This is a genomic window from Halobaculum sp. CBA1158, assembly GCF_021431925.1.
Taxonomy (GTDB): domain Archaea; phylum Halobacteriota; class Halobacteria; order Halobacteriales; family Haloferacaceae; genus Halobaculum.
On record NZ_CP090371.1, the window covers coordinates 2,606,134 to 2,619,640 of the forward strand.

Here is a 13,507-nt window from a genome sequence, read left to right on the forward strand (position 1 = left end):
CAGCCGCCACAACTCACACAGACACCATGAGCAACGACGAACTCGCCGTCTACGACGCCCGGATCGAACTGATCGACTTCTGTATCGAGGTGTTCCACGACGCGCCGACCGAGGAGTTCCTCTCGCATCTCCTCTCGGGCGACATGCGCACCCCGGAGGACAGCGTCAACGACCACCTCGACGCCGGCTTCGAGCACGTTCGGGCGTTCGTCGACGCCCACGAGGGCGACGACGTCGAGGAGCTCCACACCGAGCTCCGCCGGAAGTACACCGAGGTGTTCGTCGGCCCGCGCCCGCCGGTCCTCATGCACGAGACACACTACCGTGAGGACACGGAGTTCATCGGCGAGGGCCTCGCAGAAGTCGAGGCCAGCTACGGTGCCGCCGGGTGGACGCCGCCGGAGGAGTACCCCGAAGAGGACGACTTCGTCGCCGTCGAGTTGGCGTTCCTGCGGTGGCTCGTCACCAAGCAGCGCGAGGGACGGGACGAGACGTTCGGCTACGAACGCGTGTTCCTCGACAACCACCTCATGACGTGGGTCGACGACGCCGTCGCCGACATCCGCGAGGAGACGGACGAACCGCTGTTCCTGGCGGCCGCGGAGATCCTGGCGGGCCTCGTCGAGTTCGAGGACGAGATCGTCGCACAGATGGCCTAAGAGGGGTCGGAGTCGGCGCACGACGCGGTTCTCGGTTCTCCGGTCTCGCGCCCGCGCAGCCTCAGTCGTCCGAGGGGCGTCCCGTCGACGCGCCGTTCGAGGCGGCGTCCGACGCGTCCGTCGTGTACACGATCGCGAACCCGCCCAGCACCGACAGACCGGCGAAGGTGACGGCGACGGGGGTGCCGATCGCCATCGCCTGTTCCATCGCGAAGTACGCGCCCCACGTCTTCCGCCCGATCGACTCGGCGGCGATCGCCATCGCCGCGACGCCGGCGACCGACAGGACGAGCCCGAGCACCGACAGCCCCGCGAACGCCCGAGCGAGCCACGCGCCGGAGAGGCGATCAGACATCGTACACCACCCGCGCGCTCAGCGAGACGAGGAGCAGCGGGACCAACAGCGCGAGCAGCCCCCCCATCAGGATGCCCATGTAGCTGATCGTCGACTCGAGGTGGATCGCCCAGTGCCAGGTGCCCTTGACCTCCGCGATGACGGCCACGGTGCCCACCATGAGCAGCGAGAGCGCGAGCAGCGACGCGAGCGTGTACGTGCCGACCCGTACCCAGTACAGCGCGCCGGCGAGTCGGCCCCGCTCGTCGCCGGAGCCGTCGGCGACCTCCCCCGAACGGGTGCCGCCCTCGGCGGGCGCGGTCGGACTACTCATCGACGCCGCCCCCCGACGTGTCGTTGACGCCCCCCGTCGTGCCGCCGACCTCCCCGGCCGCGCCGTCGACGGCGTCCGCCGCGTCGTACGATCGGTACGCGTCGTACGTCGCCAGCGCGAGGACGAGCACGCCGACGCCGAGCACGACGAACGCGGGACCGAGCGCGAGCGGGAGGTTCGCGTGTGTTCCGCCCATGATAGAGGATCGCTCGGTCCGCGGACTCAAAGCGTTTGTGTCGGGACGGCCCGTGCCGCGACGGCCCGTCGGTCGGCGGCGACCGAACGCTTTTGCCCGCGTGAGCCGTGATACGTGTTAGAATGCCGTCCCGACGGAGCATGCTGGGGAGGCTCGCGGTCGCGGCCGGGATCGGCGTCGCCGGCTGTACGACCGGCGCGCCGCCCGGGCTCCCGCTCGACGCCAACCCGCACTCGGTCCCGAGCAGACAGTTCGCGCAGAACGACCGGCTCCGACGCGACGCCGACGGAAACGAGCTCCAGGCGCGCCACAGACGCATCCTCCTGTTGGATCTGAAGCGCGACCCCTCCGGGGAGGCCGCCGAGACCGTCGAGCGCGCGCTCCGGTCCCTCGAGGCGGCGTACGACTGGGCCCCCGACGGACTGTTTCACGCCCTCGCGTGGGGGTCGAAGTACTTCGACGACAACGACGCGCTCGGGCGTGTCCCCATCGAGCACCCCGAGGTCCTCACCCGCACCGACGACGAGGACCTCCAGCGCTTCGACGCGATGCTCGTGCTGGAGTCCGACGTGGAGTCGCACCTCCCGGCCGCCGAGAGCGCGCTGTTCGGGTCGCGCGACGATCTGAACGGCGAACCGGTCGAGCACACGCTGGAGGGCGTGTTCCGCCGCCGCGACCGTCGCACGGGGTTCCTCGGCGAGGGGCTCCCCGCCGAGCACGTCGACGTGGAGGGGCTGGAGGCGGATGCACCGATGTTCTCGGGGTTCTTTTCGGGCCGGGAAGGGTCGCAGGCGAGCGAGGACCGCGTCGCCATCGAGGACGGCCCGCTGGCCGGCGGCACCACAGCGCACCTCTCGCACATCACGTTCGACCTTCCGAACTGGTTCTCCTTCGACGAGGAGAGCCGGATCGGGAAGATGTTCTCGCCCGACTTCACCGGCGAGGACGTGGCGGACCTCGGGACGGACGTGCCGTTCGCCGACGCGGTGCGCGAACACGCTCGCGACCACGGCAGCGTCGGCCACCACGAGAAGGTCGCGCGCGTCCGCCGAGACGGCGAGCCGCTCATGCTCCGACGCGACTTCAACACCGTCGACCACGGCCGGACGGGCGTCCACTTCCTCAGCTACCAGCGCAAGCTCGCGCACTTCCGGCGGACGCGGAAGTCGATGAACGGCTGGTACCTCCGTGACGACCACCCGGACATCACCGACCGCGAGAACAACGGGATCCTCAACTTCATCAGTACCCAGTCGCGGGCAAACTTCGTCGTCCCGCCGCGGGAGAAGCGAGCGTTCCCGCTCACGATCACCTGATCGGCGGGAAAAAAGCGCGAGCGGTGCGACGGGACGGTCCGACGGAGCCGGTCGCTCGGTTGCTACTCGTCGTCCTCGGCGACAGCGCCGTCGATATCGACCTCGCCCTCGCTCTCGCGACGGTTCTCCTCGTGCGGGCCGCTCTCGTACTCCCAGACCTCGTGCCCCTTGTACTCCTCTACTGCGCCCTTCGGTCGCCAGCCGGTGTCCTCCGTTGCCATGTGTCCGGAAACAGGATTCGAGAAGTTAACTGTTGTCCCGATGCGACCTGATACCGCGTCGTCGTGTCGGCCGGTGAACGTGCCGACCGGTCACGTGCGGATCGTTCTCACAGTAGCGCCGGGAGAACCCCCGCGAGGAACGTGAGCGCCGCGACGCCGAGCGCGACGTGCCCGACGATCCCCGCCGCGAGGAGAGCGCCGACGATCGCCTCAGTCTCGATTCCGATCTCGTCCAATCGAGCGAGCGGCTCGGTCGTGGTTGCCGACATCCGTCTTCACCCACGTGATCCTACGGCAGACGGTGAAAAACCGGGGCAGGGTGGTTCCCGACGATCGGGAACCGGCGAAGGCGTTCGCGCGACATCGTGGCCGCGCGGGTGCGGGCCGTCACTCGGTCGGCGGCGCGTTCGGCGGCCGCTCGGCGTCCTCGTCGAGGAACACGTTCGCGAACAGGTCGACGTGCAGTCGCAGCAGCCGTTCGACCGACAGCCCGGACTCCTCGGCCTGCCGCTCGAGAAACGTCTCGAGGTCGTCGCTGGGCGAGAACCGGACGCGCTCGCCGCCGTCCTCGAGTTCGAAGGTGACCTCCGTGCCGCCGGAGACGAGGTGTTCGATCTCCAACAGCGCCTGTTCGACCTTCACCTCCAGCGCCCGCTCGTCCTCCATCATGCGCTGGTCGGCCCACTCACCCGCGGCCTCGCGGAGGCGGTCGCTCGGCTCGAAGGAGACGGCCATCAGAACGACACCCCCTCGCCCTCGAACGCGGGTTCCCACTCGGTCACGACCTCACACACCGGACACTCCCGTCGCACGTCGCCGGAGACGGGACCGATTCGGGTCATCGTTCCGCAGTCGACGCACTCGTACTGCATGGGCGGGTACAGGGTATCCCGGCTGTTAGCCTTGTCCCTCGCGGCGACGCGGCGGCGGTTCCCGCCTCGTCACGGGATCGGTTCCGCTCGACGGGCACTCACTCCTCGGGCGGCCAGGCCTCCGGGCTGGGGTCGGACTCGCCGAGTTCGCCCAGGAGGACGAACAGCAGCGCCACGAACGCGACGAGCACGGCCACGCCGACGAGGCCGCCGACGGCGTTGGTCCCGACGTACGAGCCGTCGAACGCCCAGATGTTCTCGCTGAGGGCGAACGCCTGGACGGCGTGGTAGCCGGCCCACAGCGCGAACGCGGTCGCCATGGTTGTCAGCACCCAGCTTTGCGAAACGGCGGTTCGAAGTCCCATAGGGGTATCACGCACGGCCCGCGTCAAAAATGTACCTGCGATCCCGTGCGGTCAGTCACCGTCGCCGTCGACGGTGTCGTCGGCGTCGCCGTCGGCAGTCGACTCCGGCGCGTCGGCGTCCGCGTCGTCGACATCGTCGGCGAGCGCCCAGCCCGAGGCCTCCGCGGCCTCCGCCAGCGGAACGAACTCCCACCCGGCTCGCTCGGCCCACGCGCGCTCACCGTTCGACTCGACGCCGACCAGCACCATCCGGTCGGCGTAGAACATCGAGTTCGGACCGACCTCCTCCAGGCGCTCGCCCGGGCCGGTGCCGGTCCCGTTGAAGAAGTCCAGGTCCAGCTTGTTGTCGCGTTGGAACTTGTTGATCACGTGAGCGTCCACGTCGCCGACGATGCCGACGTAGTCGGTCCACGTCTCGGCGTCGGCCAGGGCGGCGTGGAGGTTCGCGAGCGACCGGATCGCGGCGTACGACACCGCCATCGTCATCTCGCTTTTTGTCTCGCCGTGCGGGCCGGTCGCCTCCGGCTGCTCTTGGGTCTCGGACTCGCGCGCGTCGGCGGGGACGCCGCCCCCGCCCCCGCCCTCGCGGGGAATACCGACGGGCCTGTCGTCGTCGGCGTACGGGACCCGCGGCGTCGACGACTCCAGGTCCGCGCCGAGGTCGTCGTCGTACTCCGGCGGGTCGGGTTCGTCCGCGCCCAGCTCGTCGGCGCGGGCCGCGCCCGAACGCCAGCCGTCTGTGCCGGCGTCGCTGCCGGCGGTGTCGGCGGTGTCGGCGGTGTCGGCGGCATCGATGGCATCAGCGGCGTCGGCGGCGGTATCGCCAACCGAGTCGGCGTCCTCGCCGGCGTCGAGGTCGTCGCGCTCGGAGTCGTCGGGAGTTCCGTCGGCGTCGAGGTCGTCGCTCTCGGAGTCGTCGCCCCAGAACCAGTCGCCGCGGTTCGGTCGCTCCTCGTCGTCGGGCTGTACGTCCAGTTCGTCGAGGTCGATCTTGTCGGGCATGTCAGTCGTCGGCCCGTGAGGGCTCGGGGTGTCCGTCGAGCACGTCGGTCGGCAGGTCCAGCGATCGGCACCGCTCGGGCGTCGGGAGGCCGTCGTCGTCCCACTCGCGGGCGGCGTAGTAGGCGTCGAGCAGGCGCGCGAACGCCGCGGGGTCGACGGCGCGGCCCGCCGCGGGGGCGTCGCCCTCGGGCAGCGGGTCGGCGAACCGCGGCGGGAGCTCGTCGTCCGCGCGGTCGAACCCCTCGCGGGCGTTGAACAGCCGCACGAGCGTCCAGATCCGCTCTCCGGTACGGGCGAGGTCGTCGTGGGCGACGCCGAGCGCGTCGAGCCACTCCGCGCCCAGATCGCCCCACAGCGTCTCGCCGGCGAAGTCGTCGACGACGAGGCTCCACAGCACAGCGCGGGCGTTCTGCGCGCCCACGACGGCGGCGACCCGGCGGGCGGTGTCCCAGTCCTCGCGGAACACCTCCTCCTCGATGGGTCGCGCGCGGCGGTGACAGCCGCCGCGGTCGCTGGTCGCGTACGCGAGCGCCATCCCGAGCGCGCCGCGGGGGTCGTAGGCGGGCAGCTCCATCGACTTCACCGTCGGCACGAGGTCGTCGCCGCCGCGACGCTCGGCGGCGGCGTCGACGCCCTCCGCGAGCGCGTCCGCGAGCGCGTCGCCGTCCGCCCGGCGGGCGATCCGCTCGATCAGCCCGCGCGCGCCGTCCTCGTCGCCGAAGTCGAACTCGACCTCGTCGGCGCGCACGGCCCACGCGACGGCGTTGCCGGCGGTGATCACGTCGACGCCGAGGCGGTCGCACGCCTCGCCCAGCGCCGCGACCGCGTCGAAGTCGTCCATCCCCAGCCCCGCGCCGAGCGTCATCGGGGCGGCCCCGCGGGGCACCGTCTCGCCGTCGTCGGTCTCCACGCGGAAGCCGCCGGGCACGTCGTCTTCGGGGTGCTCGCGCCCGTCGGCGGCCTCGGCGGCCGCCTCGATCCCGATACCGTCGACCGCGGCGGCCGTGTCGCGCCAGCCGTTCGCGGGCAACACGCCCACCTCGGCGGCGAAGTCGATCGACTCCAGCGTCTCGCCGGCGGTCTGCCACCTGCCGGCGTCGTCGTCCGCGAACGCCGCCTCGTACTCCTCGTGGAGGTCGGCGAGCGCGTCGGGCACGGCCGGCGGGTCGCCGCGGGCGACGACCGCCTTGAGGTTCTTCGAGCCCATCACCGCCCCCGCGCCGCCGCGGCCGGCGTGGTGGTCGCCGGCGTCGGAGGCGATCGTCGCGTACGCGACCCCCGACTCGCCGGCGGGGCCGACGCACGCGACCGCCGCGTCGGGGTACGCCTCCGCGGTGGCGACGGTGTCAGCGTCCGCGAGGTCGCCCGCCGGTTCGAGTCGGGGGTCGCCGTCGCCGACGACCAGCGCCGTCGGCTCCTCGGCCGCGCCGGTCACGAGCACGCCGAGACAGTCGGCCAGCGAGCCCGCGAGCCGGTCGGGGAACGTCCCCCCGGAGTAGGAGTCGAGGAACGCCCCCGTCAGCGGGGACTTCGTCACCGCGGCGTATCTCGACTCGCCGGGGAGCGCCCCCGACAGCGGACCGAGCATGAACCCGAGGAGGTTCTCGGGACCGCGCGGGTCGGCCCCGGGCGACAGCTCCTCGTACAGGTACCGCGCGCCGAGTCCCTTTCCGCCGAGATAGCGGCGACGCCACTCCGCGGGGATCGGTTCGAACGCGACGGTCCCGGCCGAGAGGTCGACGCGGAGTACCCGGGTCCGTGTCATCGTCACCGTGGAAACGGTCGACGCCGATAAGGGTTTGCCAGGGGGCGAGTCGCGCTGGCTCGCCGGCTGGTTGACTCGCTGACGCGACGGCCGCGGGCGTCTCGGCATCCCGGCGTCCCGGCGTCTCGACCGGCTCGAGCGTGGCTGTTCCCGTCGTCTGTCCGAGTCCGCTGTCCGGCGACGACCGCCCCGCAGGCGTTTTCACCCGCGGCGATCCACCTCCGGGCGTGACACGCTACGCCGCCGTCGTCGCCGGCGGGCGGTCGACCCGCTTCGGCGACCGCGACAAGGCCGTCGCCGACCTGGCCGGCACGCCGATGATCCGCCGCGTCGCCGACCGCCTCGCGGACGCGACCGACCGACTGGTCGTCAACTGCCGGGCCGACCAGCGGGCGGCCATCGAGGAGGCGATGGTCGGCTATCCGAACCCCGTCCGCTACGCCGAGGACCCCGACCCGGACGAGGGACCGATGGCCGGGATACGGACCGCGCTTCGCGGGGTGGAGCGATGGGCCGGCGACGGGGACGGCGACGGCGACGCGGCCGGCGCGGACGCCGCCGCCTTCGTCGTCGCCTGCGACATGCCGTTCGTCGACCCGGCACTCGTCGGTGCCCTGTTCGACCGACTCGAGGAGGGGTACGACGCGGCGGTCCCTCGCGTCGACGGCGAGTGGTTCCAGACGACCCACGCGGCCTACCGCGCGGGACCGATGGCCGACGCCTGCGACGCCGCACTCGCCAGGGGCGACCGGAAGATCATCGCGCCGCTGTTCGACCTCGAGTACGCGGTGCTCGACGACGACGCGTTGGCGGACCTCGGCGTCGACGACCGGAGCTTCGAGAACCTCAACACCCGCGAGGAGTTCGAGGCGGCCGCGGAGACGTTCGCGTCCCGGTAGCTCCTAGGCCTCGATCACGTCGACGACGCGCTCCTTCCCGAGCGCCGCGAGCACCACCCGGTCGATCCGACCGGCGTCGTCGGCCGCGAACGCCGCCGCCGCGATCTCGCGGGCGACCGCCTCGTCGTCGGCGTCGTCGACCTTGTTCACGAGCGCGACCGCCTCGGCGTCAGCGGGCACGCCCTTCAGCCCCCCCTCGTGGGAGGCGAGCACCCGACCGACCGCCTCGGCGGTCACCCGGTCGCCCTCGTCGATGCCCGCGATCGCGGCGACGCGCTCGGGTCGGTGCACCCGCGCGTCGGTCAGCGGTTCGCCGACGACGTGCGCGGAGGCGACGGGGACGACCGCGTCGGCGCTTGCGGGGACCTGCGGCTCGCGGTCGTCGGGCGCTTTGAACTCGCGCATCCGCGCGCCGTCGGCCTTCACGAGCACCGGGCCGTCGTGGGCGTCGGCGACCTCGGCGACGCCCGACAGATCGTAGCCGAGATAGCGGTCGTCGCGCTCGCGTTCGGGGACGAGTCCGAGCGGCCAGTCGACCCCGAGGTCGGCGTCCGCGGCGTGGCGCTCCAGCGCGGCGACCGGGTCGGCGTCGACGGCGACGCGCGCGACGTGGTCGTCGAAGATCGGGATGCGCACCGTCGCCGTGACGACCGCGCGGTCGAGCCGGTTCGCGAGCGCGTACAGCGTCGTCTTCTTGCCGCCCGCGCCGACGACGCAGACGAGTCCCTCCGTCGGGAGGGCGTCCTCGGGGTCGATGGTCATACCCGGTCGTTCGTCGCGGACGCCGAGTAGCTTGCGCCCCGGGCCGCCGAGACGGCCGCGCCGGCGACGCCGCCGGCGACGAACGGCACCGTCCGCTCGACGACGCCCGCGACCGCCACCCCGACCGGCCCGACGCTCCCGTCCGGGACGAGCAGGCCGAACAGCACCGTCGCGACGGCGAACGCCACGAGGCCGACGCCGGCGAACACGGCCGCGGCGCGCGCGACCGCCGCGGTCGCGTCGCCGCCGGTCTCCGCGGTCGCCCCGGCGGCGGCGGCGACGGCGACCGAGACGAGCGTCGAGACGGCTCCCGCCGCCGATATCAGCCAGACCGTGGCCGACGAGATGCCGACGAGCGTCGGGACCAACGCCGGTGCCATGCCGGCGACGCCGGCGACGACCGCGGCCGCCAGCGCGAACGCGATCTGTCGGCCGAGGCTCCCGGCGTCGTGCGTACTGGAGGGCATCGTCGGGGGCTCTCGGCCGCGGGTAACAAAGCTTCCGCCGGCGCGTCGCCGCCGCCGACACCGCCGACAGCGACGCCAGGAGCGACGATACCGGGGACGACGCCGCCGCGATTACTCGGAGCCGACCGCCGACGCCACCGCCGCCTCCACCTCGTCGGTGTCGGGGAACGTCAGCGGCTCGGTCGCGTGCCAGGTGTAGGTCACCGTGCCGTCGGGGGCGACCACGAACACCGCGCGGTTCGCGATCCCGCGCATGATCGACTCCTCGCGCCTGACGCCGAACTCCGCGATCACGTCGTTGTTGAACCCCGACACGAGCGGGTACCCGATGTCGTACTCGTCGATGAACGCCAGTAGCGACCACGGCGAGTCGACGCTGACGCCGTACAGCGGCGCGTCGGTGTCGGCCAGATCCGCCTTCCAGTCGCGGAGTTCACACAGCTCCCGGGTGCAGGTGCGCGAGTAGATCCCGGGGTAGAACGCGAGCACGACCGGTCCGTCGGCGAGGGCGTCCGAAAGCGAGAACTCGCTCACGTCGTCGCTCGTGTAGCTGCCGCGCTCCGTCTCTCGCGCCGCGTCGGGTGTCGCCATTGGGGCCGTGACCTCGGGTGCCTCGTCTCCTTCCTCGAGCATTACCCGCGTGGTGTGCCGGCGGCGGCAAAGTCCTTCGTGCCGCGGCGGGTCAGTTGTCTCCCGCTCGTCCCGGCCGTATCGCGTGCTCTCGAGTCACTCCTCCGTCAGACGAATGCGGGGGATCTTCAGTACCACGGCCGTCCCGGTCGGGTCGTTCTCCTCGAAGGAGACGGACCCCCCGAGCGACTCGGTACACTGTTTGATGAGCCAGAGCCCGAGTCCCTGTCCGTGCTCCACGTCGGAATTCTGTCCCTCGAGCGCCCGCAGTTCGACCTCCGGGATCCCCGGCCCGTTGTCGACGACCCGGACGATCACGTACGACCCGCTGTGGTCCGTCGTCGCGATCACTCGAACGACGGGATCGTCGGCGTCGTTGTGCTCGAGCGCGTTACTCAGCGTGTGTTCGAGCGCGAGTCGGAACCCCTCGTCGACGCTTACCGGAATCCCGTCCTCAAGCTCGGTCTCGATGGAAGCGTCGGGATACTCCTCGCTGATCTCCTCCGTAACGTCCATCAGCAGTTCGGCCGCGTTCGTCCGGTACCGCTCGGTCGCGTCCTGCTCCACGAGGCGTTCGAGGTTCTCGACCGACTCGCTGAACCCCCCGACCCGCTCGGCCGTCCGCCGTATCACCTCGATTTGCCTCTCGTGATCGTCACTCTCGATGGCCCGTTCCAGGTTCGAGGCGTGCCCCCGAATGACGTTCATGTCGTTCCGGAGGTTGTGCCGGAGGACGCGATAGAGCAACTGGAGACGACGGTCCTGCGCCTTGTACCTCGTCAGGTCACGGATCTCTGCGAGCACGCCGCCGCCCGACAGCTCCGACGGGCTCAACATCGCCAAGACCCAGCGGTGCTCCCCGTTCGCCCGCCGGATCTGCCACTCGAAGGAAACGCTCTCTCCGTCCGCTGCCCGTTCCAACTGACGCCGGACCTCCGCGGCCGAACTGTTCGCCTCCCCCGAGACGAGCGTTTCGAGCGTGTAGTCCCCGATGTCCTCGGTGGAGTACCCGAGAAACCGTTCAGCCGCGGCGTTCTGATCGAACGGACTCCCGTCCGCATCGAACAGGAGGACACTTTCCTCTAGGTCTTCGAACGCCGGCGGGAGGCCCCCAGTCATCGATGAAGTCTACACGGCGATCTCACATGAATATTTGGTACTAGAGTGGTACGGGATATCGAACTAGAGTGGTACGAAACATCGAACGAACGCGGACGTGTCGGCCGGTCGATCCGGGACGAGCGATCTCCGTCTCTCGGTTATTCCGCGGTTTCGAACTCCGATACGACTGATTCGGCGAATTCGGGGACGAGCACGTCGTGGTCGTTGTCGAAGGAGACGAAGAGTCGAAGTCCCTCAGAGACGACGATGCTCAGCACGGTGAAGTCGTCGAAGTGGAGGACCTCCGACCAGCAGTCGTGTCTCGGCACATCGAACTCGCCCAACGAGTGATCCAGGACGATAGTCCGAAGCCCCTCCTCGAACTCCTCGTCGGAGTACCTCGACAGGACGTCGGGGTCAGCGTGTACCAGCTTGATCTCCTCACCGTCGTACACGCCGACGACGCGTAATCGGTCGTCGAACTCTCCCCGTATGAGTTCGAGGACGGACCGCATCGTCGGGTCGGTCGGCTCCTCGATGGACCACTCGACGGTTCGGAGCTGGTCCTCCAACTCGGGCCACGCCTCTTCGCCCTTCTCCGTGAGCCCGTAGTACCTGCCGACGGTCCGTCCCTCCGGCACCAGCAGTTCGACTACTCCCCGCTCCTGGAGTTCCGAGAGGGCGCGAGAGACGTGCGGTCGAGGGTTGTCTACGCTCTCGGCGATGTCCGTCGGGGTCGCCTTTCCCGCCTCTGCGAGGTGTTTCAGTACATTAATCCGATATTTAGAACTATTAATATAGGATGTTGTAGAATTGCTATCATTTGAATCGCCCATTTTGCCAGTTTATGTCAGCGCGACGGTTGAAAGTGGCGAGGAGTACCATTCTCGTACCAAAAGGTTATCAAACCGACTCTGGATCACACGGCCATGAACGAGGGTTCGGGCGAACGGACTATCCACGTCCTTCAGGTCGATGACGAACCTCGGTTCAGCGAACTCGTGGAAGCGTACTTGGAGCGGTTGGACGAACCGTTCGAGGTGTCATCGGAGACCGATCCCCGAAAGGCGGTCGAGACGATAGCGGACGAACCCGTGGACTGTGTCGTCAGCGACTACGAGATGCTGCCGATGGACGGCATCGCCTTCCTCGAAGTCATCCGCGAGGAGTACCCGAATCTCCCGTTCGTCCTGTTTACCGGGAAGGGAAGCGAGGAGGTCGCCTCGGAGGTGACCCAGTTCACCGCCACCGAGTACCTCCAGAAGGGCGGGAGCGATGCGTACAAACTCCTCGCGAACCGCGTGCAGAACCTCGTCGACCGCCATCGGTCCGAACGGCGAGCGAAGATCGCCCGGGACCGTCTCATCCAACTGTACGAACAGACGGACGGGTTCTACACCCTCGACGAGGACTGGACGATCACGTATTGGAACCAGCAGATCTCGGACCGGACGGGGCACTCCCCAGAGGAGGTCATCGGGCAGGAGTTCTGGGACGTCTTCCCCCAGGCCGCCGAGACGTGCGTGTACGACCGGTTCCGGGAAGCGAGAGAGACCGGCGAGCGGGTGGAGTTCGAGGTCGAGTTCGAACAACGCGGCTACTGGGCGGAGATCCGCATTCATCCGGTCGACTCCCTCCTGTTCGTCCACTCTCGGGACATCACCGACAAGAGGGAGCAACAGCAGGAGTTACAGTACCGGAACGAGCTACTGGAGTCGTTCGCGAGCACCGTCTCCCACGACCTTCGGAACCCGCTCAGTATCGCCGAGGGAAACCTCCAGTTGGCACAGGAGACGGGGGATTTCCAACACCTCGAGCAGGTTGCACAGGCGCACAACCGGATGCGGAACCTCATCGACGAGTTGCTTCACGTCGCTCGCGGGGACGAACTAGATCGCTCGGAGGTCTCGCTGGCGGACATCGCCGACCGGGCCTGGGAGACGGTTTCCTCGGAGGAGACCGACCTCGTCGTGGGCGACGACGCGACGTTCGAGGCGTACGAGAGCCAGTTGCGGCGGCTCTTCGAGAACCTGTTCTGGAACGCGATCGACCACGGCGAGGCGGCGACGGTCCGGGTCGGGACGATGGCTGACGGCTTCTACGTGGAGGACGACGGGGTCGGCATCCCGCCCGACCATCGCGAGGCGGTGTTCGAGTCCGGATTTTCGACGGCGGAAGAGGGCCCGGGCTACGGACTGTCCATCGTGCGGGGGATCGTGGACATGCACGACTGGGAGATCGTCGTCACGGACGCCGACGGCGGCGGCGCGCGGTTCGAGGTCACCGGCGTCGATACCGCGCGATGACCCGGGACGACCTGCTCTATGAGATCGTCTCGTCGGTCGCCGACCGGGACGGACGAGCGATCCGGGAGTTGCCCCTGCTGGGCGAGCAGATCGACGTGGAGGCGGTGCAGGCGGCGGTCGAATCCGGAGTCGACCGGGTCGAGTTCGAGTACCTCGACTACCGGGTCGTCGTCCGGGACGGGGACGTGGAACTGCGGGAGCAGACCGAGTGACGTTCCAACGAGGTAAATCCATCCCGCCATGGTAGTCCGGGGTTCTGTCGACGATAGCGGACGGGA

At 69.6% G+C, this 13,507-nt stretch carries 20 protein-coding genes; 5 read left to right on the plus strand and 15 right to left on the minus strand.

Annotated elements, in window-relative coordinates:
* The first annotated feature begins 26 nt into the window (after positions 1–26).
* Positions 27–659, plus strand: a complete 633-nt coding sequence (locus Hbl1158_RS13610; protein ID WP_234297792.1) for a molecular chaperone TorD family protein — start codon at positions 27–29, stop codon at positions 657–659.
* 61 nt (positions 660–720) lie between these two features.
* On the opposite strand, the gene Hbl1158_RS13615 is transcribed toward Hbl1158_RS13610, so the two are convergent.
* Genes Hbl1158_RS13615 through Hbl1158_RS13625 form a run of 3 tightly spaced genes read right to left on the minus strand, consistent with a single transcriptional unit; the run spans position 721 to position 1,523 of the window.
* A complete protein-coding gene (locus tag Hbl1158_RS13615; RefSeq protein WP_234297793.1) occupies positions 721–1,014 on the minus strand; it encodes a hypothetical protein in 294 nt (97 codons plus the stop codon).
* Positions 1,007–1,327: a hypothetical protein gene (locus Hbl1158_RS13620; protein ID WP_234297794.1), complete on the minus strand. Its 321-nt coding sequence runs from the start codon at positions 1,325–1,327 to the stop codon at positions 1,007–1,009. The genes Hbl1158_RS13615 and Hbl1158_RS13620 overlap by 8 nt, the downstream gene beginning before the upstream one ends.
* Positions 1,320–1,523 (minus strand): hypothetical protein, encoded by a 204-nt coding sequence (locus Hbl1158_RS13625; protein ID WP_234297795.1) that lies wholly within the window; start codon positions 1,521–1,523, stop codon positions 1,320–1,322. The genes Hbl1158_RS13620 and Hbl1158_RS13625 overlap by 8 nt, the downstream gene beginning before the upstream one ends.
* Before the next feature lie 122 nt (positions 1,524–1,645).
* Here Hbl1158_RS13625 and Hbl1158_RS13630 point away from each other — a divergent pair, with 122 nt between their 5' ends.
* A complete protein-coding gene (locus Hbl1158_RS13630; protein ID WP_234297796.1) occupies positions 1,646–2,839 on the plus strand; it encodes a Dyp-type peroxidase in 1,194 nt (397 codons plus the stop codon).
* A 62-nt stretch (positions 2,840–2,901) separates the two neighbouring features.
* Here Hbl1158_RS13630 and Hbl1158_RS13635 read toward each other — a convergent pair whose 3' ends face one another.
* From Hbl1158_RS13635 to Hbl1158_RS13665, 7 genes are all read right to left on the minus strand, one after another.
* Positions 2,902–3,060, minus strand: coding sequence for a hypothetical protein (locus Hbl1158_RS13635; protein ID WP_234297797.1), 159 nt, complete (start codon positions 3,058–3,060; stop codon positions 2,902–2,904).
* A gap of 107 nt (positions 3,061–3,167) precedes the next feature.
* Complete coding sequence (locus Hbl1158_RS13640; protein ID WP_234297798.1) at positions 3,168–3,329, minus strand: hypothetical protein; 162 nt, start codon at positions 3,327–3,329, stop codon at positions 3,168–3,170.
* 118 nt (positions 3,330–3,447) lie between these two features.
* Positions 3,448–3,795, minus strand: a complete 348-nt coding sequence (locus Hbl1158_RS13645; protein ID WP_234297799.1) for a hypothetical protein — start codon at positions 3,793–3,795, stop codon at positions 3,448–3,450.
* Complete coding sequence (locus Hbl1158_RS13650) at positions 3,795–3,932, minus strand: hypothetical protein (RefSeq protein WP_234297800.1); 138 nt, start codon at positions 3,930–3,932, stop codon at positions 3,795–3,797. The genes Hbl1158_RS13645 and Hbl1158_RS13650 overlap by 1 nt, the downstream gene beginning before the upstream one ends.
* A 98-nt stretch (positions 3,933–4,030) precedes the next feature.
* A complete protein-coding gene (locus tag Hbl1158_RS13655) occupies positions 4,031–4,297 on the minus strand; it encodes a hypothetical protein (RefSeq protein ID WP_234297801.1) in 267 nt (88 codons plus the stop codon).
* A gap of 51 nt (positions 4,298–4,348) precedes the next feature.
* Positions 4,349–5,299 carry a hypothetical protein gene (locus Hbl1158_RS13660; RefSeq protein WP_234297802.1) on the minus strand — a complete coding sequence of 317 codons (951 nt, stop codon included), beginning with the start codon at positions 5,297–5,299 and terminating at the stop codon, positions 4,349–4,351.
* A gap of 1 nt (position 5,300) precedes the next feature.
* Positions 5,301–7,064, minus strand: a complete 1,764-nt coding sequence (locus tag Hbl1158_RS13665; RefSeq protein WP_234297803.1) for an aldehyde ferredoxin oxidoreductase C-terminal domain-containing protein — start codon at positions 7,062–7,064, stop codon at positions 5,301–5,303.
* A 227-nt stretch (positions 7,065–7,291) separates the two neighbouring features.
* On the opposite strand from Hbl1158_RS13665, the gene Hbl1158_RS13670 reads away from it, so the two are divergent.
* The gene (locus Hbl1158_RS13670; protein WP_234297804.1) at positions 7,292–7,963 is read left to right on the plus strand and encodes a molybdenum cofactor guanylyltransferase; all 672 of its coding nucleotides are present in this window, start codon (positions 7,292–7,294) and stop codon (positions 7,961–7,963) included.
* A gap of 3 nt (positions 7,964–7,966) precedes the next feature.
* Here Hbl1158_RS13670 and yqeC read toward each other — a convergent pair whose 3' ends face one another.
* The 5 genes from yqeC to Hbl1158_RS13695 all read right to left on the minus strand — a co-directional run bounded on the left by yqeC (position 7,967) and on the right by Hbl1158_RS13695 (position 11,759).
* Positions 7,967–8,725 carry a selenium cofactor biosynthesis protein YqeC gene (gene yqeC, locus Hbl1158_RS13675; protein ID WP_234297805.1) on the minus strand — a complete coding sequence of 253 codons (759 nt, stop codon included), beginning with the start codon at positions 8,723–8,725 and terminating at the stop codon, positions 7,967–7,969.
* Positions 8,722–9,192, minus strand: a complete 471-nt coding sequence (locus tag Hbl1158_RS13680; protein ID WP_234297806.1) for a hypothetical protein — start codon at positions 9,190–9,192, stop codon at positions 8,722–8,724. Before Hbl1158_RS13680 ends, yqeC begins: the two co-directional genes overlap by 4 nt.
* A gap of 111 nt (positions 9,193–9,303) precedes the next feature.
* A complete protein-coding gene (locus tag Hbl1158_RS13685) occupies positions 9,304–9,825 on the minus strand; it encodes a redoxin domain-containing protein (protein ID WP_234297807.1) in 522 nt (173 codons plus the stop codon).
* A 93-nt stretch (positions 9,826–9,918) separates the two neighbouring features.
* Positions 9,919–10,941, minus strand: coding sequence for a PAS domain-containing sensor histidine kinase (locus Hbl1158_RS13690; RefSeq protein WP_234297808.1), 1,023 nt, complete (start codon positions 10,939–10,941; stop codon positions 9,919–9,921).
* 140 nt (positions 10,942–11,081) lie between these two features.
* Positions 11,082–11,759: a winged helix-turn-helix domain-containing protein gene (locus tag Hbl1158_RS13695; protein WP_234297809.1), complete on the minus strand. Its 678-nt coding sequence runs from the start codon at positions 11,757–11,759 to the stop codon at positions 11,082–11,084.
* A gap of 93 nt (positions 11,760–11,852) precedes the next feature.
* Between Hbl1158_RS13695 and Hbl1158_RS13700 the strand changes: the two genes are divergently transcribed.
* Positions 11,853–13,229, plus strand: a complete 1,377-nt coding sequence (locus tag Hbl1158_RS13700; RefSeq protein ID WP_234297810.1) for a response regulator — start codon at positions 11,853–11,855, stop codon at positions 13,227–13,229.
* Complete coding sequence (locus Hbl1158_RS13705; protein ID WP_234297811.1) at positions 13,226–13,441, plus strand: HalOD1 output domain-containing protein; 216 nt, start codon at positions 13,226–13,228, stop codon at positions 13,439–13,441. The genes Hbl1158_RS13700 and Hbl1158_RS13705 overlap by 4 nt, the downstream gene beginning before the upstream one ends.
* Positions 13,442–13,507 lie beyond the last annotated feature (66 nt).

Bases quoted from the DNA above. Each gene is read 5' to 3' on its own strand.
- Hbl1158_RS13645 (WP_234297799.1), bottom strand. From the start codon at position 3,795: ATGGCCGTCTCCTTCGAGCCGAGCGACCGCCTCCGCGAGGCCGCGGGT.
- Hbl1158_RS13620 (WP_234297794.1), bottom strand. From the start codon at position 1,327: ATGAGTAGTCCGACCGCGCCCGCCGAGGGCGGCACCCGTTCGGGGGAG.
- Hbl1158_RS13695 (WP_234297809.1), bottom strand. From the start codon at position 11,759: ATGGGCGATTCAAATGATAGCAATTCTACAACATCCTATATTAATAGT.
- Hbl1158_RS13650 (WP_234297800.1), bottom strand. From the start codon at position 3,932: ATGCAGTACGAGTGCGTCGACTGCGGAACGATGACCCGAATCGGTCCC.
- yqeC (WP_234297805.1), bottom strand. From the start codon at position 8,725: ATGACCATCGACCCCGAGGACGCCCTCCCGACGGAGGGACTCGTCTGC.
- Hbl1158_RS13685 (WP_234297807.1), bottom strand. From the start codon at position 9,825: ATGCTCGAGGAAGGAGACGAGGCACCCGAGGTCACGGCCCCAATGGCG.
- Hbl1158_RS13625 (WP_234297795.1), bottom strand. From the start codon at position 1,523: ATGGGCGGAACACACGCGAACCTCCCGCTCGCGCTCGGTCCCGCGTTC.
- Hbl1158_RS13615 (WP_234297793.1), bottom strand. From the start codon at position 1,014: ATGTCTGATCGCCTCTCCGGCGCGTGGCTCGCTCGGGCGTTCGCGGGG.
- Hbl1158_RS13705 (WP_234297811.1), top strand. From the start codon at position 13,226: ATGACCCGGGACGACCTGCTCTATGAGATCGTCTCGTCGGTCGCCGAC.
- Hbl1158_RS13640 (WP_234297798.1), bottom strand. From the start codon at position 3,329: ATGTCGGCAACCACGACCGAGCCGCTCGCTCGATTGGACGAGATCGGA.
- Hbl1158_RS13665 (WP_234297803.1), bottom strand. From the start codon at position 7,064: ATGACACGGACCCGGGTACTCCGCGTCGACCTCTCGGCCGGGACCGTC.
- Hbl1158_RS13630 (WP_234297796.1), top strand. From the start codon at position 1,646: ATGCCGTCCCGACGGAGCATGCTGGGGAGGCTCGCGGTCGCGGCCGGG.
- Hbl1158_RS13660 (WP_234297802.1), bottom strand. From the start codon at position 5,299: ATGCCCGACAAGATCGACCTCGACGAACTGGACGTACAGCCCGACGAC.
- Hbl1158_RS13635 (WP_234297797.1), bottom strand. From the start codon at position 3,060: ATGGCAACGGAGGACACCGGCTGGCGACCGAAGGGCGCAGTAGAGGAG.
- Hbl1158_RS13655 (WP_234297801.1), bottom strand. From the start codon at position 4,297: ATGGGACTTCGAACCGCCGTTTCGCAAAGCTGGGTGCTGACAACCATG.
- Hbl1158_RS13690 (WP_234297808.1), bottom strand. From the start codon at position 10,941: ATGACTGGGGGCCTCCCGCCGGCGTTCGAAGACCTAGAGGAAAGTGTC.
- Hbl1158_RS13680 (WP_234297806.1), bottom strand. From the start codon at position 9,192: ATGCCCTCCAGTACGCACGACGCCGGGAGCCTCGGCCGACAGATCGCG.
- Hbl1158_RS13610 (WP_234297792.1), top strand. From the start codon at position 27: ATGAGCAACGACGAACTCGCCGTCTACGACGCCCGGATCGAACTGATC.
- Hbl1158_RS13700 (WP_234297810.1), top strand. From the start codon at position 11,853: ATGAACGAGGGTTCGGGCGAACGGACTATCCACGTCCTTCAGGTCGAT.